Here is a 21,142-nt window from a genome sequence, read left to right as displayed (position 1 = left end):
CAGACTCGCATCCAATCCGACGGTGTTCGTACACGGTTCAGGATTGAATGCTCTGGGGCTTAGCCCCGGTGGAATCGATGGAAGGTAAAAAAACATGACGACATCCGCACAGCCCAAGGCGGTATTCGAGACGGTCTCCGTCATCGGTCTTGGCTACATCGGATTGCCGACCGCCGCATTCATTGCTGCGCACGGTTCGAAGGTCATTGGTGTCGACCTCAACGAATCTTTCGTCGAGCGCATCAACGCTGGCAAGGTTCCGTTCTACGAACCTGACTTTGGCGAACTACTGTCGGGGGTCGTCGCGAACGGTCAGCTTATTGCGCAGACCGCGACGCCACACGCGGATGCCTACATCGTTGCGGTGCCGACACCGTTTAAAGACAACTACGAGGTCGACACCAAGTACATCCAGGCCGCGGGCTCGAAGATCGCCGAGCAGCTCAAAGGCGGCGAACTCATCGTCCTCGAGTCGACTTCCCCTCCTGGGACGACCGAGAAGCTTGCGGAACTCATCCTCGCCGAGCGGCCTGACCTTACTCTCGACGAGGGCAAGGGAAACACGGTACATTTCGCACATTGCCCTGAGCGGGTACTCCCAGGCCGGATCATGGCCGAAATGTCGGAGAACGACCGAGTTATCGGTGGTGTCACACCTCGCGCTGCGGAACTCGCCCGTGACCTCTACGCAACCTTCTGCAACGGTGAACTCCTGCTGACGGATGCGAAGACCGCCGAAATGGCGAAGCTCACGGAGAACTCCTTCCGCGACGTCAACATCGCATTCGCGAACGAACTCTCGATCATTGCCGAACGCCTCGGCATTGACGTTTGGGAGCTCATTGAGCTGGCGAACCACCACCCACGTGTGAACATCCTGCAGCCGGGCCCCGGCGTGGGTGGTCACTGCATCGCGGTCGACCCGTGGTTCATTGTGAGCGCGGCACCCGACGAGGCGCGACTCATCCGCACTGCCCGCGAGGTCAACGACGGCAAGCCCGTCCACGTCCTCGACAAAGTGGAGGCACTCGCGCAGCGCTTTAAGGCTCCGGTCGTCGCGGCACTCGGTATCGCCTTCAAAGCGAACATTGACGACCTCCGCGAATCACCATCGCTCAACATCGTTGACCAGCTCGCCGATCACGTGAAGGACGTCGACGTGCGCGTCGTCGAACCCAACGTGGAAGCCCTTCCGGAGCAGCTGACTCGTCACGCCAACATCACGAAGCAGGACCTGGAGGGCGCGATTCGCGAGGCCGACATCGTGTTGCTGCTCGTCGACCACGACCAGTTCAAGAACATTGACCGTGATCTGCTGAATGAGAAGGTCATTGTCGACACCAAGGGTGTGTGGCGCTAGCCAGAATCACTCTGTTCTGCCGAGGATCGTGTTCGTGAGGCTCCGAACAACGCGATCCTCGGCATAATTTTCCGCGATGAATTCGCGAGCCGCGACGGCGCGCTGTCGCCAGACGTGGGCATCCGCTGTCGCTTTGAGTATTGCCGCGGCCATGTGCTCAACATTCGGGTGGAGCCATGAGGCGGGGTAGAGGAGGTCTGCGCCGGCCCAGTTGAGCAGCATCGGGAGAGCCCCGTTGACAGCGCCATCGGGAGCAGTGAAGTGGAACGACTCGAACTCACTCGTTGACAGCACGACACCGACCCCGGCATACCACTCGGCCATGTCTGGACCGAACGGTGAGAACTCGACGGCTCCGCGAAGTCGTGGGTCTGTCTCGATTCGCTCGAGCTGTGTGGCGAAGTACTTTGATTCCTCACCACGTTCGGCCATCCATGGGTATTCCTCTGGCCGCTTGCCACGGAGCGATAGCGTATACCGATCGTCGATGCTTCTGAGTGCGACAAGGAGGTCGAGCGCCTCGCGAAGTCCCTTGCGGGCCGGGACCATTCCGACGAGCCCGAGGCGGAAGCGTGCGACGTCGTGTCGCTGGGGCAGCGCATCCGGCACATGCACCATATTGGGGATCACCACCGTGCGGTCCTCGGGCGCATTCGTGTCGCGCAAGAGCTGACGGCGCACGTGGTCGGCGATGGCGATCGTGGCATCCACCTTTTCCCACCGGACCGTCGAAGGGAAGGCCGTCGAGAGCTCCTGCAGGTGCAGGCGCGTCACGAGCCGCGTCAAACTGTCCACGTTGCGCGAGTACCAAGCGACATTGCCAAGCGCCCACTCGCACCAGACGACATCGCCCCAGCGAAGCAACTCCCGGCTACGGGCCTCATCATGGCGCGCGTGCCCCGACCATTCGTCGAACCGGACCTCGTGGCCTTGCGCGCGCAGTTCGGCAACCGCTGGGTGCGCGAATTTCATGTCGTGGCCCGCGACGACGATTTTTTGAGGGCGGTTCGGTTCGGCGAGCGGTTTGCCGATTGTGGCGCGCGGCTCAGTCCACACGGTGGGCTGGTAGGTGTCGACCTCGACGATTGCCGAAAGCGCTTCGTAGCGCGCAGCCTGGCTGGCAACGCGCAGAGATATGAGGCGTTGAGCCGGAGCGCCTGACGGCAGGATGCTGTGCCGTGGGGCCTTCACCGGTGAGGCCGCGTCGAGCGGATCGCGGGGGAGCGGGACATCGGGGCGCCATTCGGCGATCGGCACACCGGATGCGCGCGCCCGGAAGATCGTCGAGGTAACGTCGCTGATCTTGCGGATGGGATCAGCGGTCGTGGAAGCAGGGATGACCATCGCTGCCGCAAGACTAAACAGCGCGTTCAAGCGAGTAGGGCTCGGCATCGCAAACACCGAAACGCCCGAGCGAATCTGCGCTGCCGCGAGCATTCCTTTCGCCGCCATTGCTGCCTCGTCAGAACCAATGATGATCGTGTGCAGCGGCTGTGTCAGGGCCTTACGGCTCTCAAGTAACTGAGGCAGCGTGTTCACCGAAAACGACTCAGCAGTGGTTTCGGTGTCGACGCGTACGAGGAGACAGTTCAGTGTGCGTGCCCCGGCATCGTTCGAGCGGGTCGAACTCCCAAAGAACCACTCCGTAAGCCCGGGGGCTGGGGGGAGTGGGAGGAAGGAACGAAGCGGGTCACTTGGGGGCGCAGCTTCGAACTCGCGCGGCCAATATCGCTCAGGAACACGCGAGTTCAGGTCGCCGCGCTGCATCGCACGATAGATAGCGCGCTGAGTACCGGCTTGTGCTTTTCGCGTGTATCGCTGAACTCTGGTCTTTACCCCGCGAATGAGCCGCGGGAGATAGGGGATCTGCAACTCGCCTCCGAAACTGATTGAGTGTCAGCGCTATTTCGCTGAGCGGGGCACCAACCCAGTATTACCGTCCAGATCGAGGAATGAGGCCTGCCGCACACCGACTAGGTGCCTCGACGCGGCCGCGAGACCCGTGCGTCGTGACGTGAATCGCACGTTCGGCTCTTCTGTCCCGAACTCAAACACCGTGAGGAACTCACCGGTGAGACCGGTTTGCTTGTGCTGGATCAGTCCGTTTCGCGTGAGCTCAATGAGTGTCTCTGTAGCGCCGAGCGGAGCATCCGTCTCGTTGGCGTTGATCACGCCACTGCTCTGTCCTCGGAATGGCACGCGCAGGTGCTGCGTCGCAACGAATGGCGTTGGGCCTATGCCAGTGACGGCATCGCGACGCTGGGTGAGCCGGAACTCGGGGTTGATGATCCAACGCTGTTCGAAGGGCGTACGTGAACGGCTGCGCAGGCGATCCCATACCACCACGATGTCCGGGTCAAATTCGATGTAGATCGAGCGCGTGACGTAGGTGTGCTCGAAAGGGTTCGCATTGATCGTGAATGACTGCCACTGCGGTTCGATGCGTGAGAACGTCAACTCGCTTGGCTTCGTTGTGGACTTCTTGCGGCCGCGGCTCGCAATGATCGTGCTGTGCGCGGCCTGGGAGCGTAGAAAGGCGCGGTTCTCATCGTCGGTGTAGCCGTGGAAGCCGCCGTCCTTGATGATCTCTATGCCTCGCGAAACGAATCGCAGCGAAAGGTTGTCGGCGTGGCCGTGGATGAGCCTGCCCGGCCCAAACCGGATTGAGTAGGCCGACTCTTCGGCAAACTCGCGCGACTCACCCCATCCGGAACGACCGAAAATGTACCCAGCCGAGAAGGTCCTCACCGTCTCGTCGGGGCGTGGTCCGTTCGCCCCCTGTGTAGCTGCGTATTCTGCGATCGTCCCTGGAATCGAACCGGCCGGTTCGATCGGGGTGTCACCGATTTCGAACCACGTGCCGTCCGGTCGGGTTGCGTGGGCGAGGAAGTCGGGCATTTTCTGCATCCGCTCGCGCAATCTTGCAATCGTGTTCTCTGCCCCGGGATGGCCGTCGAGATAGGAAATGCACTTATCGAGCTGCTGGTAGTTGAAATAGTCGTAGTGCACGGCCTGTTCGATCGTGACGCCCTCGTCGTCCACGATGCTGAGCATCGCGCCTTCGAGTCGTGTGAGCCCGATCTGTTGGGCAGATGCATCCTTCAGCCGCTCGGCGACGTTGATGAGTGACTTGGCCTGGTCGACGCCGTGGTTCCAATTGCCTTGGAAGTTGTCTTCGAGTGCGAGGAAGGCCTTGTGCTCTTCGAGTAACTCATCGAGCCACGTGCTGTTCGACACGCGTTCGGCAATATCAATAAGCGAGTCGGTACGGTAGGCAACGGCATGAGCGTCCCAGGCCCGCGAGATTGCGGGCGAGGTCTGCGGGTTATGCGCAAACCAGTCACTGATGATTGCTAGACAGACTTCCTCATCGTCTTCGCTGAGCTGGTCAGCATTCGCAAACACCCGCAGGAACCCGAGACAGGATAGCCACCACTTGAATGATTCTGAACCCTTGTTGAGTTCCTCGTAGTCGAGCCCGTCCCGCCACGCGATAGGCGCAACCTGATACTTCTCGGGAACCGTGATGTGCCCCCGGCGAAGGTTCTTGCGCGTTTCGGATCGGCTCAAGACGAATGCTCCTTGCGAGAATCGAAAGCTGTCTCACCGGACACTACTACGGTGGCTACCTGGAGATTCCAAGGGTCACGGGTGAGGTGAATCGGAATCGCGGGGCGAGTACGCGATAATCAACTGTTGAGCTTGAAACTCGGCGTGCATCTGATGCGCCAAAACTTGAGACGTGCGGCGGCGTGACGACACCGTCGAGAAGGTAGCAATGAAACTCAATCGACCGTGGTGGCAGAATATTTCGCTCACGGGGCAGACCGTCACCGAGCACATCGTTGACGACCCCGTGCAGCTTGCACTGCAGGTGTCGCGCCGGCTTCCGGCGGGGTCGCGCGGAGCGCTCGGGAACACCGTCGCGAAGTTGGCTGGGGAGCGCTTTCCCTCAGTCGCGGCGATTGGATTTGAAGCCGCCGGCGAGCGAGCGAACGCCGAGCGGTCGATTGACAGCGCAGTGGCGGATGCGTCGCTCGCCGACGCAGACTTTTCGACCAAGCGCTCCGCCAACAAACTCGCCCACCTCGCAGACGTCGCGCTCTCACTCGGCGACGCCGACCGTGCGGAAGCACTGATCGAAAGCGTTCCTGCTGAAGCCCGTCGCGCATCCTGGTTCGCAGTGGCCGCTCGAATAGCGCTCTACCGCGGCGACCACGACGGGGCTGTGGAGTTCGCGAGCCGTCACCCCCGAAACGCACACTTGGCGCAACGAATGCTTGGCGAGCAAGCGGTGTTCGCAGGTTACGTGCCGGAACTTCCTGCCAAGGTCGGGTACTCGCCGGTGAAGGGCCGGGTCATGCACGTGCTCACGAACTCGCTGCCCCACACTTCGAGCGGATACGCCCAGCGCAGCCACTCGATCTTGAAGTCGCTCGTTGAGCACGGGTATGAGGTGGAAGCGGTGACTCGTCCGGGGTATCCCGTGCAAGTGGGTGTTGCATGGGCCGCGGGTGAAGACGAGATCGACGGCATCCGCTACGTGCGGCTGCTTCCCGCTCGCCTCGGGCAGGGCCTTCGTGAGCGTGCCGATCAGCAGGCCGCGCTCCTCGCTGAGGAAGTCCGAAAGTTCCGTCCTGCCATCTTGCACACGACGACGCACTTCACGAATGCGCTCGCGGTTGGCGCGGTCGCGCGAGCCTTCGGCATTCCCTGGGTGTATGAGGTGCGCGGGCAGCTGGCCGATACCTGGGCCTCTACGCGCGGCCTCAAGGCCCTTGAGTCGCAGCGCTACCTGGAGTTTTCGGCACGCGAGCTCGACGCAGCCTTGGCAGCGGATGCCGTGGTCACCCTTGGCGAAAACATGAAGCGTCAGCTCGTAGCCGGTGGCGTCGACGAAGCGAAGATCTCGGTGTGCCCGAACGCTGTCGGGTCGCCGTTTATCGACGAGCCGCCGACGAAGAAGGATGCGCGGGCCAAGCTCGGCCTCGACGACGAACTGCAGCTCGTCGGCACCGTCTCGAGCATCGTCGACTACGAGGGACTCGATCTGCTTATCCGTGCGGTCGCGCTCTTGGCTCCGGAATACCCTCAGCTACGGGCCAGGATCGCGGGCGACGGTGTCGCGCTGCCGGGGCTCAAGGTCTTGGCCGAACAGCTCGGCATCGCCGACCGCTGTGACTTCCCGGGGCGCGTGGCGCGTTCCGAAGCGATCTTCAATCACGCGGCTCTCGACGTCTTCGTCGTGCCGCGCAAGGACCTCACGGTGACTCGCTCGGTTACGCCGATGAAGACTGTCGAAGCCTCCGCAGTTGGTCGACCAGTTGTCGCATCACGCCTGCCCGCGCTCGAAGAACTCGTCGTCGACGGCGAGACCGGCGCGCTATTTGCCGCTGAAGACGAGCACGCGCTCGCCCAGACGCTGCGAGGATTGCTTGACGATCCCGAGCGCGCTGCCGAAATGGGCGAGAACGGGCGCGAGTGGGCCCTTTCGACGCGCACGTGGGCGGCGAACGCAGCCACATATGAGAATGTCTATGAACGTCTGGTCGGTTAGGCCGAAGACCATCTGAGCCGAACACCACGACCACACTTTCGATCAACCGCGAGGGCACCCATGCCGAATTTTGTGACCAAGGCGATCAAGCGCGCTGGCAAGCTCGTGCCGAAACCGATGCGTAAGAAGATTAAGACTTCGGGCAAGCGCGTCGTGCAGCAGCTGCCCGCACCCGTGCAACAGGCCATCGGTCGCCCGAAGAAGCGAGTCGCGCAAGCGAAGTATCCGCTCGACCACCTCGGGCTCGCCGAGGGCATCCCGAATCGTCTCGGGAAGGGTGCGGCCAAAAACGTCACAGGTCGTGCTGCCGCCGGGACGGTGATTGATGAGCACGCCGCGGAGCGACTCCACCGCGCGATGTTCGGGCGCACCGTGCCAGAACGCACGGCTGCAGGAGGTCGGCCCATTGCCGGTGTGTTCGCGCCGGACCTCAGAGCAGCGCTCGTAGAAGCCGGTCACAGCGTGCATCCTTTCGTGCCGGGAATCTCTTCGGCCCTCGCGAAGCAGGCTGAAGTCGTCGTCCTCGACATTGCCGGATTCACCGGGGTGTGGGACGGCGCGCTCGACCCGAGTGGGATCGGATTGATCCGCGAAGTGTATGCCGCGCTTGAAACCGCGCGCGCTCGCGGTGTCACCTGCTGGCTCGTTATGCGTGGTGAACAGTTGCACCACCACGGTGCAATTTTGCTCGAGGGATCAGACCTCGTGAATGTGCTCGTTCCAGGCCTGCCCAGCGCAGAACAGCTGCACTTCACTGAAAACCCGGGTGAGGCACCCGCCGGAATCGTGGAGATTATTCGCAACCTGGAGGTGGCGGCATGAGCAGGACCGTGAAAGTACTCGTCTACGGCGACGTCAACCTCAATGTCATCGACGGCTCGGCTATTTGGTTGCCTTCGATGGCGGAGGCCTGGGCTAAAGCGGGTGCTGATGTGCACGTGCAGCTCAAGGCAGTCGAGCAGCGCTCGCTGCTGTCTGGGCCGCTTCGAAGCCTACCTAGCGTTCAAGTCTTTGACGCGCATCCACGAAACCGCGAAACCCTCACTGTGCAGGAAGCCGCCGACGCCATCGAGGCGCTCGACAACGAGCACCACTATGACGTGATTTTGGTTCGCGGCATTCAGGCTGCCACTGCGATCGGGAAGAGACCCGCGCTCGCGGCGAAGCTGTGGGCCTACGTGACCGAATACGCCTACGGTCCGGACCACTTTGACGAGCAGCGGCGAGAGCGCATCGGTGCGATTGCGAACTCGACGCGGTACATGCTCGCACAGACTGAAGAGGCTCGCGCGGTGCTTGAGAACCTCGTGCCGGATGCTGCGGGCAAGACGCTCTTGCTTCGCCCAATGGTGCCCGACGAGATTACGCCCACCGGACAGCACGAGCTTGCCGGGCGTGGGACGCCCGAGAACCCGCTGCGGTTGATTTACACGGGCAAGTTCGCGAAGGCCTGGCGCACCGATCTCATGCCGCAGCTTGTCGCCGAACTCGCGCAGCTTGGCATTTACGCCACGCTCACAATGGTGGGCGACAAGGTACACAACGAGCCGAGCGACCCCGACTGGGCCGACAACATGCGGAGTGTCATGGCGGCCTCAACTCCTGGCGTGACGTGGGCGGGCGCAAAGGACCGCGCGTCGAGTCTCGCGCTCGTCGCCGAGTCGGATCTCCTCCTGAGCTGGCGCTCCTCCGACCTGGACCTGAGCCTCGAGGTTTCGACCAAGGTGCTCGAATCGAGCGCACTCGGCGTGCCGTCGGTCATCAACCGCACGCCGATTCACGAGGCCATTTTTGGCGACGATTATCCCCTCTTCGTGGATGCGCGGACCGACACCCCGGCGGACATCGCGGCGACGATTCGCGTGGCTCTGCAGCGCAACGAAGACCTCTCAGGCCGCCTCGCGGCGTTGATCCAGCCATATCGCATTTCGAGCCGCGCGGATGAACTGCGCGGCTACCTGCGCCGCATCGGCATTGATTCGCACGACGGTGAATTTGTGGACGCCGTGGCGGTTGCGGCCGGGGTTACGAACACGAAGGCACCCGACCAGCCGCTCAAGGTGCTACTCGCCGGACACGACCTCAAGTTTGCTGGCGAACTCGTCGAGCTGCTGCAGCGGATGCCCGGCGTCGAACTGCGGATCGATCAGTGGAAGGCGTTGCATTCGCACGACGAGATCGCCTCGAAGAAGGCGCTCGACTGGGCCGACGTCATCATCTGTGAATGGGCCGGTTCGAACGCTGTCTGGTACTCGAAGCACAAGAAGCCGGGGCAGCGCCTTGTCGTCCGGCTCCACATGTTCGAGTTCCGCGGGCGCTGGCTGCGGAACATCAACACACAGAACGTCGATCAGTTCATCGCGGTTTCGGAATACACGCGCGAACTCATCCAGGAACACCTCGACGTCGACGCCACGAAGGTCTCGGTCATCCCGAATGCTCTGAGCCTCGACGACCTGCAGCGCGAGCCGCTGCCGGGTCGCGAGTATCGCCTTGGCCTTGTCGGTTTCGTGCCGCTCCTCAAACGTCCCGACCGCGCGATAGACCTACTGAGTCGCTTGCGTGAGGTGGATGACCGCTTCACCCTGCACATCCGCGGCCGAATGCCCTGGGAGTTCCCACACCTGTGGCAGAAGCCCGAACAGCGCGAAAGCTATCTCGATCTCTTCTCGCGACTTGGCTCGAGTGACCTCCACGAGGCTGTAGCTTTCGAACCCTTCGGCGCCGACATGGGCAGCTGGTATCGCAAGATCGGGTGGATGCTCTCGCCGTCTACGACCGAAAGCTTCCATCTGGCGCCCGCAGAGGGCATGGCTTCGGGCGCGGTGCCCATCGTGTGGGATCGACCCGGCGCGCGCCACACGTTCGGGAATGAATTTCTCGTGGCCGGTACTGCGGAAGCCGCGTCGCGCATTCTGGGTCTTATTGAAGAACCGGTGCAGCTGGCAGTGCTTCGTAACCAGGCAATTGCCGCCGTCGAACGGTTTGACGAGCACGCGGTTGAGGATGCGTGGCTGGCAGCGATTAGCGGCTAGAACCCTGGTTAGTTGACGGGCCAAGAAGAGCCTGCGTGTTAGCCTGAACCCTTGAGGATGTGCGGTCCGGCCTCACAGTCCCCAGCTCTTTTGTACTCACTCAGAGAAGGATGCGACTGTTTTGAAAATTGTCGTCATTGCGTTGGGCAAAATCGGTCTGCCCCTGGCTGTTCAGTTCGCGTCGAAGGGCCACCAGGTCACTGGTGTTGATGTCAACCAACAGACGGTTGACCTGATCAATCAGGCTAAGGAACCGTTCCCGGGCGAGTACCTGTTGCAGGAAAAGCTTGCAGAGACGGTCGGTGCAGGGAATCTGAAGGCCACGACGAGCTATGCCGAGGCAGTGCCGGGTGCGGACGCGATCGTGCTTGTCGTACCGTTGTTTGTGGACCAGGATGCGAAGCCTGATTTTGGGTGGATGGATGCCGCGACGAAGGAACTCGCGCAGCACCTGACCCCCGGCACGCTCGTGTCCTACGAGACCACGCTTCCGGTGGGCACCACGCGGAACCGTTGGAAGCCGATGATCGAAGAGATCTCGGGACTGGTGGAGGGTAAGGACTTCCACCTGGTGTTCTCGCCAGAGCGGGTGCTCACGGGCCGCGTGTTTGAGGACCTGCGGAAGTACCCGAAGCTCATCGGCGGGCTCTCACCCGAGGGTGCAGAGCGGGCTCGCGAGTTTTACGAGGCCGTGCTTGACTTTGATGAGCGCCCGGACCTGCAGCGTGCGAACGGGGTCTGGGACCTCGGCAGCGCCGAGGCTTCGGAGTTGGCGAAGCTTGCGGAGACGACGTATCGCGATGTGAACATTGGGCTCGCGAACGAGTTCGCCCGCTATGCCGGGGAAAACGGCATCGATGTGTACCAGGTGATCGAGGCATCGAACTCGCAGCCGTATAGCCACATTCACCGTCCGGGGATCGCAGTGGGCGGTCACTGCATCCCGGTGTACCCGCGTCTGTATTTGTGGAACGACCCGAAGGCGGAGATCGTTCGCACGGCGCGTGCATTGAACGCGGATATGCCGGCGTTCACCGTGGGGCTGCTCGCGGGCGCGCATGATGCTGACCTTTCGGGTCAGAAGGTCGTGGTGCTCGGTGCTGCGTACCGTGGTGGCGTGAAGGAGACGGCGTTCTCTGGCGTGTTTGACACGGTGAACTCGCTCGTTGAGCGTGGTGCCGAGGTGCTCGTGCACGACCCGATGTACACCGATGAGGAGCTTGCGAAGTTTGGCTGGACGGCCTACCACTTGGGTGAGTCGGTGGATGCCGCGGTGCTGCAGACCGACCACGCCGAGTACCGGTCGCTGACGCCTGCGGACCTGCCAGGCATCCGTACGCTCGTGGATGGTCGCAACGTGACCGACCCCGCGGTCTGGGCTGGCGTTACCCGTCGCGTGATCGGCGTCCCGGGCGAGGCTACTCGCTAATGGGCGAGCGTTCGAACGTGCGCATCGTCGACAGCGCCGATGTCGCAGATGCCGCACAGATCGGTGCGGGCTCGTCGGTATGGCACCTCGCGCAGGTGCGCGAAGACGCCGTGCTGGGGGAGAACTGCGTGATCGGTCGTGGCGCCTATATCGGTACCGGCGTGAGCCTTGGCGATAACTGCAAGGTGCAGAACTACGCGCTCGTGTACGAGCCCGCAGTGCTCGAAGACGGTGTCTTCATCGGCCCGGCCGTGGTACTCACCAACGACACTTACCCGCGCGCGATCAACCCGGACGGCACCCAGAAGTCGGCTTCGGACTGGGACGCGGTGGGCGTGACAATCAAGCGTGGTGCCGCCATCGGCGCGCGTTCGGTGTGCGTTGCACCCGTGACGATCGGTGCGTGGGCGCTGATCGCGGCGGGTTCGGTCGTGACGAAAGATGTGCCGGACCACGCGCTGATGGTGGGTGTTCCGGCGAAGCAGATCGGGTGGGTCGGGAAGACCGGCCACCGTCTGGTCGAGGTGGACGGGGTGTGGGAGTGCCCCGACACGCAGGAACGTTTTGTAGAGACTGACGGCAGTCTTGCCGCCATTGCATAAGGAAGGTCGTTAGGTGCCTGAATTTATTCCACCGGCCAAACCCATCATCGGTGCCGAGGAGCGCGCTGCGGTTGATCGGGTCATGCAGACCGGCATGATCGCGCAGGGCCCCGAGGTCGCGAAGTTTGAAGAAGAGTTCGCGGCCGCCCTCGTGGACGGTCGTGAGTCGGTCGCGGTGAACTCGGGCACCTCCGGCCTGCACCTGGGGTTGCTGGCTGCGGGGATTGGCCCGGGCGATGAGGTGATTGTGCCGGCGTTCACGTTCGCCGCGACCGGGAACTCGGTCGCGTTGACCGGTGCGACCCCGGTGTTCGTTGACATCGAACTCGACACGTACTGTGTTGACCCGGCCGCGGTGGAGGCGGCGATCACCCCGCGCACGAAGGCGATCATGCCGGTGCACCTGTACGGGCATGCCGCGAACATGACCGCGATCCAGGCGATCGCGGACAAGCACGGGCTGATGGTGTTCGAAGATGCTGCACAAGCCCACGCTGCCACGTGGCAGGGACAGCCGGTGGGGACGTTTGGGACGTTCGCGATGTTCAGTCTGTATCCGACGAAAAACATGACCAGTGGCGAGGGCGGCATGGTGTCCGTCGCCGATTCGGAGGTCGCGCGCCGGTTGCGGTTGCTGCGGAACCAGGGCATGGAAGTGCAGTACCAGAACGAACTGGTCGGGTTTAACAACCGCATGACCGACATTCACGCGGCGATTGGCCGGGTGCAGTTGACCAAGGTCGCAGGGTGGACGAAGCAGCGGCAGGAGAATGCTGCGGTGTTGACTGCTGGGTTGCAGGGTGTGACGACCCCGGTGGTAGTCGAGGGGTGTGCGCATGTGTATCACCAGTACACGGTGCGGCTACCGGAGGCGCTCGCGCCGAAGCGCGCGGAGCTTTTGGCGCGGTTGAAGGACGAGTTCGGGGTCGGGACGGGTGTCTACTATCCGGTGCCGACGAACGAGTTGCCGTCGTTTAATGTGGCGGTGGATTTGCCGAACACGAAGCTTGCGGCGGCGAGTGTGTTCTCGCTGCCGGTGCACCCGTCGCTGACTGCTTCGGATCTTGACCGGATCATTGCTGCGGTGAACACCGTGGTCGAGGAGGCATAGGCCGTGACGATTCGTACTGGTTTGATTGGCCTGGGCATGATGGGTCGCCACCATGCCCGGGTGATGCGGTCCATCGAGGGTATGGAGCTGGTGGCGGTTGCTGACCCGATGGGGGACAAGCACGGCGTCGCGGGCGACCTGCCGCTGTTCGAGACCGTGGATCAGCTGATCGAGCATGGTGTGGACGCCGTGATGTGCGCGGTGCCGACCGGGATGCATGAAGAAGTCGGACTAAAGCTTGCCGAGGCTGGCGTGCACGCGATGGTAGAGAAACCGATCGCCGAAAACGTCCAGGCGGGTGAGCGGCTCGCTGGCGCGTTCGCCGAGGTGGGCTTGATTGGTGCGGTTGGGCATATTGAGCGGTTTAATCCGGCGTTGCAGGAGCTTCGTCGTCGGCTAGATGACGGTCAGCTGGGTCAGGTGTATCAGGTGTCGACGCGGCGTGAGGGTCCGTTTCCGGCGCGGATCGCGGATGTTGGTGTGGTGAAGGATCTGGCCACGCATGATATTGATTTGACCGCTTGGTTGACGCGTTCGTCGTATGCCCGGATTAGTGCGGAGACCGTGAAGGTTGCCGGCCGTGCGTATGAGGATATGGTGCTCGCGGTTGGTCGGTTGGAGAATGGTGTGATTGTGAATCACACCGTGAATTGGTTGTCAGCGGTGAAGGAACGTTCCACGGTGGTGACCGGTGAAAATGGAGTGTTTGTTGCCGACACATTGACGGCAGATTTGCGGTTCTTCGAGAACGGGACGGTTCGGAGTACGTGGCAGCCGGTGGAGAACTTCCGTGGCGTCACGGAAGGTGACGCCTTCCGGTACGCGTTTGAGAAGCAAGAACCGTTGAAGACCGAGCACGAAGCGTGGCGCGACGCGATCCTGGGCAAGCCGAGTGAGTACGTCTCCATGGCGGAAGGCCTGAACACATTACGTGTCGCAGAAGCCATGATCGAATCCGCCTCGGTTGGCCACGAAATCGAGCTCTGACCGCTGAACCCGGGTCAGGATCACCGAGAAGAGAATGTCAATCAAGAACCGGATCAACGCTGGACTCCGCGTCGCAGGGACGAAGACTGCTAAAGCGGCTGCAGCCCTAGGACGACGTCTTCCAGACGGAATGAAGAGCTTCGCCAAAGACAAGGTCAAGGCACTTCCTCAGAACAAGCTGACGAACACTCTTCGTTCCGTCGCAGCGGCACCGCCGCAGAACGCACCACTCATTGGCGAAGCGATCAGTAACGGCCACATGGTCCCGTTGCAGGCAGCCGGTTCTACATACTCGGAAGCGCAAATCTCGACGTTTTTGCAGTATGAGTTGTCGTACCTGAAGCAACTCTACTTCCAAATGTCGGAACAACACGGCTTCGACGCAGAAAGAGATGTTGAAGAAAGCAGCGAGGAATCCCTGATACTCGCGCAGCAGTATCTTGATTCCTTCTCGCCTTCGGCCGGTTCCACGGTTCGGCATCTTGTTGTCGTCGAGGTGTATCCGCGAGAGGGTGCTGAATACGGTAACGGCTTCGTGCACCGCCGTGTGAAGCTATATCAGGAAGGCGGGGCTGAGGTTCACGTCGCGGTGGTCTCCCGAAATGCAACGTCGGAAATATTCGAGTACGACGGCGTGACCGTTATAGCTGGGCAAGGGCAGGAACTCGCCGCTCTGCTCCAGCGTCATGAATACGAGAGTGTGAGCACTCACTTTATGAGTGAGTACTTGTGGCAGAAGATGGCGCCCTATCTTGATGGGCAACGCCTGTACTGCTATATCCACGGGTTTGAAGCCCGTCGGTGGGTGCGGTCACTGCACAACTACCGCAGCAGTGATGCGCTTGAGCGAGAGCTCGCTACGTCGCTGCGACGACAACAATTCTGGCGCCGCGTTCTCGCTCACCCAAACGGACCCGTGAAGTATGTCTTCGTTTCTCAATGGTGGCGAAATGCTGCGCAAGAAGACCTCGAACTAACAATCCCGACGAGCAAAACTGAAGTCATCCACAACCTGGTTGATACGAGTCTGTTCCGGTACATGCCGAAGTCTGCCGACCAGCGCTTTAAGATCCTGTGGGTGCGCACGGCGAATAATTTCAACTACGGCAGCGACATTGCCGTCCGTGTGCTTAAGGCTCTTCGCGAGACTCCATATTGGTCGAAGCTTGACGTCAAGATTGTGGGCGACGGACGATACTTCGGGGAATTCGAATCGACGTTTGCCGAAGATGCGAACGTGCACATCAACCGTGGTTTCATCAACCAAACGGAGATAGCCCGTCTGCATCGCGAGTACGGCATCTTCCTTGTACCTACACGACTGGACACGCAAGGCGTATCTCGCGATGAAGCGATGGCGAGCGGCCTCGTCCCAATCACGAACGCTGTCGCGGCCGTCCCAGAATTTGTCAACGACGAGGTAGCGGTCCTCGCTGGCCCCGAAGACGTCGAAGGAATGGTCGCTGGAATGATTGCGCTGTTCAAGAGCGCGGAACGGTTCCAAAAGATGTCCCGTCTGGCGTCCGAAAGGGTTGCTAGCCAGAGTGGGCCCCGGCAGACAGTAGCGAAAGAAATGGTCATGATGGGTCTGCCGCTGGCAGATACTAACTGAGACTCGAGGAGAGATCTTGAAAGTACTGTTCCTTTCCTCATCGATGGGCCCTGCTGAAGTCCTATGGTGCGAACGACTGCAACGACATGGCCACGAAGTGGACGTCTTAAGCCTGAGCCATTTGGCTTGGCTCACGACCTCGGCACGACGGAAATTTGCGAAACCAGCGAACTGGATCACCTCGGTGACGTTGCAGAAGTTTGGCAATCAGATTGCTTCCTACTTCAATCAGGTCATTGACGTTGGAGGACACGATGTCGTAATGGCGTCTGGTCTTTCCGCCAACGGCATCGCTAAACGGCATATTTCGCTTCCATTTATTCCACTGCTTTGGCGCGAGGACCTGGATTTCAGTCGTTCCCGCGCAATTTTCTCGCGTCGGTTTGGCGACCTCACGAGTGGCGCCGAAGTGCTTTTCCTCGAAGACGATTACGAGTTCGACAAGGCTCTGTCCAAGGGCTCTCAGAGTGCTCACCTGCTGCATCCACAGTTCTCATTTGAGGGATTGCCGAAACTTCTCACTGAAGGTGCGGCCACAGCGCGGATTGCTGTCGTCTATCCCGAAGGTAGCAACGGTGAACGTATCGAGGCTTACGAGCAGATGTTCAATGCAGTGGCCGCGAAACACGGTGCGTCAGTCAATACCATCGCGGCCGATGCGTTGTTCCGTGCACGTGACTTGACACGGAATCGTTCATTCCACGAAACCGCAGTACAGCGACTCGAACACGCGACGCACATGGTGCTGGTTGGCTCTTCAAAGCACGCATCGTCACTGGGCGCCTATTTGGTTGACACAACGCAGGGCGACCGGCTCATTGCTGAAGATACAATTGGACTTTCTCGATGGGGCCGTCAGATCGGGTTCAAACAACTCGGTCGAGGTTCACGCCTAGCCAAGCTATTGGATGACGTATTGACGGGATCCTTGAAGCAGGAACGGTCCGCCCGAATCGTCGAGACAGGGGAACCCATTGCGGTTCTTCGGAACCTCGTAGAACAGCAATACCCAAGTAGCTTTGAGCAGCTCAACGTTACTGAGAATGAAGGTCCGTTCAACGTGTTCTTCTCGACGACAGGTCTAGAAGATCGAACGGACGGGGCTCGACCTCAGCGAATCCGAAACATGGCGGAGGCCCTTGACTCGGATACGCCAACGGTTCGAATTGCCTCGAACGTCAATGGCTTCCGACGTCGGCGTGATTTCGTACTTGACCTGATCTCTGCTGGACGGAAAGCAGAGATCTTCTACGGTGAAAACTCAACCTCGCCGATTCCTTCTGCAGATATCCGTGAGGAACTCGGTGACTTCTTGCGGAAATGGCGTGAGGCAGGCGGACGGAGCGCGTGGTTTGTGCGTGACCTGCATTGGCTCGACCCGAAGGCCGGTATCGCTCAAGCGGCCGACGGCACTGACGGGATCATCGCAAACGGACTGCACGAACTTAACCACGTCGGAGGAGCTGCAGACCTCCTGCTTGCGCCCGATCCAGCGTCAGTCGAAGGCTTCAAGCGATTGCTCGCCGGGCATGATGCACCGTCCACGCCTTGGGTTGCGCTACCGCCGGGCGTGGCGCCGGAGAACGTGCTGGAGTCGGGGACGCTCCGTGACAAGCGAAACGGTCCAACGCTGCTGTATGCCGGTGGAGTCGGCGCCGTGTACGCGATGACTAATTTGCTCACCGCCATGCAGACGCTCGTCGAAAACGAATTCTTCGTAGATTTCGTTGTGCGGCCCGGTGAGACCGAGCAGTTACTCGAAGAATTGGCGTCGTTTGGGCTAGCAGAACACCCTCGAGTCTCTGTATCTACGAACTCACTCGACGTGTACCTACCGTCTTCGGAACTGACAATCGGCGCAGTGCTGCTCGACAGTGAATACGCGCGGTTCTCGTTCCCCTACAAGACGATCAGCATGATCGAAAAGGGGTTCCCGGTCATCACTTACTCAGACATGGCCATTGCGGCGTTCGTTGAACACAACATGGTCGGTGCAGCTACACAGCGTGACACGGATTCGCTCGTAGAGACACTTGAGCGGATGAGTAATACCGATTACCAAGCCGCCATCAGCGCCGCGCGTGAGTCGGAGTCGTGGTCGGCGCGTGTCCAGCAGGTCAAGCAGTTCCTCGACAATATCGTCGAACGCTAATCGCGGGGTAGCGTGGCCACATTGCGTCCACGCCACCCATAAATCCAACAAGAAAGTCGAGAACGCAAAATGGCAGTGTTGCTTGCAATCGTTCCGAAAGAAAAAACAGCTCGCTCGGCGCGGAAACTAACCGTAGCTTCGAAGGCCGTTGAGCGAACATACCCCCAATTTCTTGGAGAACGATATTCCAAGAAACCGCAGGTGTTCGTTGATATCACTACAAATGGTGGGTCACTCCTGCTGTGGCACCCAGCGGGTATCCGAGACGGACTCGTTGTGAAGAAGGGTCGCTGGACAGCTGCCACAGCGCCGAAAACTGCTTCGCGACTTCTCGACGGTGTCTATTCGGCTGGTGGAACGATTCGTTATGGTGACGACACCTACGGCTCGTTCGCTGCGATAAAGGGCGACAAGAGCACCGACCGAATCACGGCGTGGAACACGGCCCCAACCCTAGAAGCAATTCACTACGGCCAGGACGCTGATTTCATCTACGTGTCGAACCGGCCAATCACGATTGCCATCGCAATGGCTGCGGTGAGCCGACGCCAGATTCGGACCTCGCGAGACTATCTCCTCGAGTACATCAATTTTGGATTCTCTGTTTCAGGATGTACTCCCTTCGACGGGGTGCGTGTCTTGCCACCACGGACTGCGCTGTCGATTGGTAGCGGGCGACTGCAGCTCATCGCTGCGCCTGTGGGACACGAAACGACTCTGGAATCCAACGAAGACCCCCGGCGGACTGGCACCGCCGAACTCGTGACTGCACTGAGGGAGTCGACCGCACGATTGCTCGACTCGCAGCCAAAAGACGAGATTCAGCTCCGCCTTAGCGGTGGCGTCGATAGTCGACTGCTCCTCGGCCTACTGAAGGAGCATCCGGTCGAGAATATCACCGCGGTGTGTCAGGGAGGTGCCGATAGCGAAGAGGTGATGGTGGCCGCCCAACTTGCTGCGCTCGCTGGCATCGAACTGATCGTAAAAACTCCCGAACTCATCGATCCCAGTGGCTTCGTCGACTCAATGAGACAGAGCATTGGTGAGGCACAGGGCTTGATACCGTCCGAAGCGCTGGTCTCGCCTTACGCAGTTGCAGACCCAATGAACGTAGGGGAATCTCTCGCAGCTGGTCAATGGCCTCTCTTCAAGGGTGTGCTAGAACGTACTGCCAATAATGCACTTGAAGCGGCTTGGCATCTGCTACTTGACCGAAGCGCATCGGTGCTATCGCCTCGACACAACCGTGACTCGGAGCGCGCGATTCAAGACTGGGCAGCAAGTGTCCCCGCCTTTACGAACCTGGAACTCCTTTATATGTATGGCCGGGATATTCGCTCGAGTCGATATCTTCAGCCGCACGCTACTCAGCTCGACCGCGAGGCTGAAGTCCTTTATCCATACGTTGACTCACAGGTGACCGCTGTCGCGGACGCTTTGCCGATCATGAACCGGATGCGGCAGATCACGGCCTTCCTCGCGATCCAGGAGATTTGGCCGGAGGCACTCCAAGTTCCGCTTGCTAACGACGGTCGGTTCCGGTTCGAAGCGACTGGTCCATTGGAGGGCATCTCTGGCGACCACTACCTTGAGCGCACCGCGAAACCCGAACCGTACACAGGACCCGTCGACGACACGGCATTTGACGCAGCAAAGGATCGTGACTTTTTCGCATCGCCGATCTCGAGCGCATCCAGGTATGTGACAACGAGCCCACGGTGGAGGGAACTGCGCCGCTACCTTGCACCCGAGTTCCGTGGGATCGTTGAACAAGCCGCAAAATACCAAGAGAAGTCGGCACGCGGTCTGGCGCCGTCCGACAAGAGCCCTCGATGGCTTCAACTCATGACTTGGCGACTCGTGCTTGCCGACCTGTGGCTCGAAGGCGATTGGGTTCCCAAGATCCGCCGTTAGAACTGCGCATCCGACGCCGCACCGACCTTGGTGGCCTTACCTTGGTACCGTTGATTCCGTGCGATGTGCGTGCCGGACGCCATACGTCGTGCATGCGCATCCCTAAGTGATAAACCATGCGCGTCGGCACTCAATGGTCTTCATCGGGACCAGACGCGTTCCGTAACGCGTGGATTTTTACAAGGAGTAACTTGAAGAAAGTAATGCCGATCTACGGCACGCGACCCGAGGCCATCAAGATGGCGCCGATCGTTAAGGCGCTGGATGCATCCCCCGATTTTGAATGCGTCGTGACCGTGACGGGTCAGCACCGTGAGATGCTCGACCAAGTAAACGAACTCTTCGGTATCACTCCAGACTTCGACCTCAACATCATTGAACCGCGTCAGACGCTGAACACGGTGATGGCGAAGACTATTGCTGGCCTCGACGCAATTCTCGAGTCAGAAAAGCCCGACGCCGTGATCGTACAGGGAGATACCACGACCTCGACCGCTGGCGGCATCGCGGCGTTCTACCGAGGGATCCCCGTCGTGCACGCCGAAGCGGGTCTACGCAGTTTCGATATTTTCTCGCCGTTCCCCGAAGAGGCGAACCGCAAGATGACGTCGCAAATCAGCTCGCTCCACCTCGCGCCCACCTCGGTGAGCCGCGGCAACCTGCTTCGCGAAGCAATTGCAGAAGACGACGTCTACGTCACTGGTAACACTGTGATCGACGCGCTGTTTGATGTGGTTGAGCTCGCCGTCCCATTCACAGACCCGGCGCTGCAGGAGATCGCGCAGAAGGTCGCTGAGGGAACCCAGCTCGTTGTAATCACCACGCACCGTCGTGAGAACCAAGGTGACGCGATGCACGGTGTTGGGCGTGCGATCAAGCGTCTGGCCGAGACGCACCCGGACGTGCTGTTCCTGTTGCCCGCGCACAGGAACCCGGTCGTGCGTGAAGCAGTGCTGCCCTACCTCGAGGGGTTGGCGAACGTCACTGTCACAGAGCCGATGCCATACGGTGAATTCACTCACGCACTGAGCCTCTCAACCGTCGTCCTCACCGACTCGGGCGGCGTCCAGGAAGAAGCGCCCTCTCTCGGTAAGCCCGTGCTCGTCATGCGCGAAAACACCGAACGTCCGGAAGCAGTCGAAGCGGGCACCGTTCGACTCATCGGGACCGATGAAGAGCGAATCTTCAACGACGTCACCGAACTTCTTACCGACAAAGCTGCATACGACAAAATGGCGAACGCCGTAAACCCGTATGGCGACGGCCGCGCTGCAGAACGAACGGTTGCAGCGATCGCGGAATTACTGGGCGTCGGTAGCCGCCTTGAGGAGTTCGACGACGGGCTTACTCGGCCGTAGTTATTTCTGCAGCGGAAAGCACTGC

The 21,142-nt window shown here is 60.5% G+C and carries 14 protein-coding genes; 12 read left to right on the top strand and 2 right to left on the bottom strand.

Annotated features, from left to right (window positions below):
* Nucleotides 1-94: 94 nt before the first annotated feature.
* On the top strand, nt 95-1,360 hold the full coding sequence (gene wecC, locus F8O05_RS14140; RefSeq protein ID WP_158053398.1) for a UDP-N-acetyl-D-mannosamine dehydrogenase: 1,266 nt from the start codon (nt 95-97) through the stop codon (nt 1,358-1,360).
* Between the two features lie 6 nt (nt 1,361-1,366).
* On the opposite strand, the gene F8O05_RS14135 is transcribed toward wecC, so the two are convergent.
* Together F8O05_RS14135 and F8O05_RS14130 are read right to left on the bottom strand one after the other, a co-directional pair.
* On the bottom strand, nt 1,367-2,899 hold the full coding sequence (locus tag F8O05_RS14135; protein ID WP_158053397.1) for a glycosyltransferase family 4 protein: 1,533 nt from the start codon (nt 2,897-2,899) through the stop codon (nt 1,367-1,369).
* Nucleotides 2,900-3,262: 363 nt separating this feature from the next.
* On the bottom strand, nt 3,263-4,930 hold the full coding sequence (locus F8O05_RS14130; RefSeq protein WP_158053396.1) for a heparinase II/III domain-containing protein: 1,668 nt from the start codon (nt 4,928-4,930) through the stop codon (nt 3,263-3,265).
* Between the two features lie 208 nt (nt 4,931-5,138).
* Between F8O05_RS14130 and F8O05_RS14125 the strand changes: the two genes are divergently transcribed.
* From F8O05_RS14125 to wecB, 11 genes are all read left to right on the top strand, one after another.
* The gene (locus F8O05_RS14125) at nt 5,139-6,917 is read left to right on the top strand and encodes a glycosyltransferase family 4 protein (RefSeq protein ID WP_158053395.1); all 1,779 of its coding nucleotides are present in this window, start codon (nt 5,139-5,141) and stop codon (nt 6,915-6,917) included.
* Nucleotides 6,918-6,977: 60 nt separating this feature from the next.
* A complete protein-coding gene (locus F8O05_RS14120) occupies nt 6,978-7,739 on the top strand; it encodes a hypothetical protein (protein WP_158053394.1) in 762 nt (253 codons plus the stop codon).
* Nucleotides 7,736-9,952 carry a glycosyltransferase gene (locus F8O05_RS14115; RefSeq protein WP_158053393.1) on the top strand — a complete coding sequence of 739 codons (2,217 nt, stop codon included), beginning with the start codon at nt 7,736-7,738 and terminating at the stop codon, nt 9,950-9,952. Before F8O05_RS14120 ends, F8O05_RS14115 begins: the two co-directional genes overlap by 4 nt.
* A gap of 121 nt (nt 9,953-10,073) precedes the next feature.
* The gene (locus tag F8O05_RS14110) at nt 10,074-11,381 is read left to right on the top strand and encodes a nucleotide sugar dehydrogenase (RefSeq protein WP_158053392.1); all 1,308 of its coding nucleotides are present in this window, start codon (nt 10,074-10,076) and stop codon (nt 11,379-11,381) included.
* Nucleotides 11,381-11,983, top strand: a complete 603-nt coding sequence (locus F8O05_RS14105; protein WP_158053391.1) for an N-acetyltransferase — start codon at nt 11,381-11,383, stop codon at nt 11,981-11,983. The genes F8O05_RS14110 and F8O05_RS14105 overlap by 1 nt, the downstream gene beginning before the upstream one ends.
* A 13-nt stretch (nt 11,984-11,996) precedes the next feature.
* On the top strand, nt 11,997-13,094 hold the full coding sequence (locus F8O05_RS14100; protein ID WP_158053390.1) for a DegT/DnrJ/EryC1/StrS family aminotransferase: 1,098 nt from the start codon (nt 11,997-11,999) through the stop codon (nt 13,092-13,094).
* Between the two features lie 3 nt (nt 13,095-13,097).
* Nucleotides 13,098-14,081 (top strand): Gfo/Idh/MocA family protein, encoded by a 984-nt coding sequence (locus F8O05_RS14095; protein ID WP_225735932.1) that lies wholly within the window; start codon nt 13,098-13,100, stop codon nt 14,079-14,081.
* 34 nt (nt 14,082-14,115) lie between these two features.
* Complete coding sequence (locus F8O05_RS14090) at nt 14,116-15,693, top strand: glycosyltransferase family 4 protein (RefSeq protein WP_158053389.1); 1,578 nt, start codon at nt 14,116-14,118, stop codon at nt 15,691-15,693.
* A gap of 121 nt (nt 15,694-15,814) precedes the next feature.
* Nucleotides 15,815-17,845, top strand: a complete 2,031-nt coding sequence (locus F8O05_RS14085; protein ID WP_158053388.1) for a hypothetical protein — start codon at nt 15,815-15,817, stop codon at nt 17,843-17,845.
* A gap of 201 nt (nt 17,846-18,046) precedes the next feature.
* Nucleotides 18,047-19,759: an asparagine synthetase B family protein gene (locus F8O05_RS14080; RefSeq protein ID WP_158053387.1), complete on the top strand. Its 1,713-nt coding sequence runs from the start codon at nt 18,047-18,049 to the stop codon at nt 19,757-19,759.
* Between the two features lie 191 nt (nt 19,760-19,950).
* A complete protein-coding gene (gene wecB / locus F8O05_RS14075; RefSeq protein WP_158053386.1) occupies nt 19,951-21,117 on the top strand; it encodes a non-hydrolyzing UDP-N-acetylglucosamine 2-epimerase in 1,167 nt (388 codons plus the stop codon).
* Nucleotides 21,118-21,142 lie beyond the last annotated feature (25 nt).

This window comes from Gulosibacter chungangensis, assembly GCF_008831155.1.
GTDB classification, from domain to species: Bacteria; Actinomycetota; Actinomycetes; order Actinomycetales; family Microbacteriaceae; genus Gulosibacter; species Gulosibacter chungangensis.
This window is presented reverse-complemented; position numbering and strand designations above follow the sequence as displayed.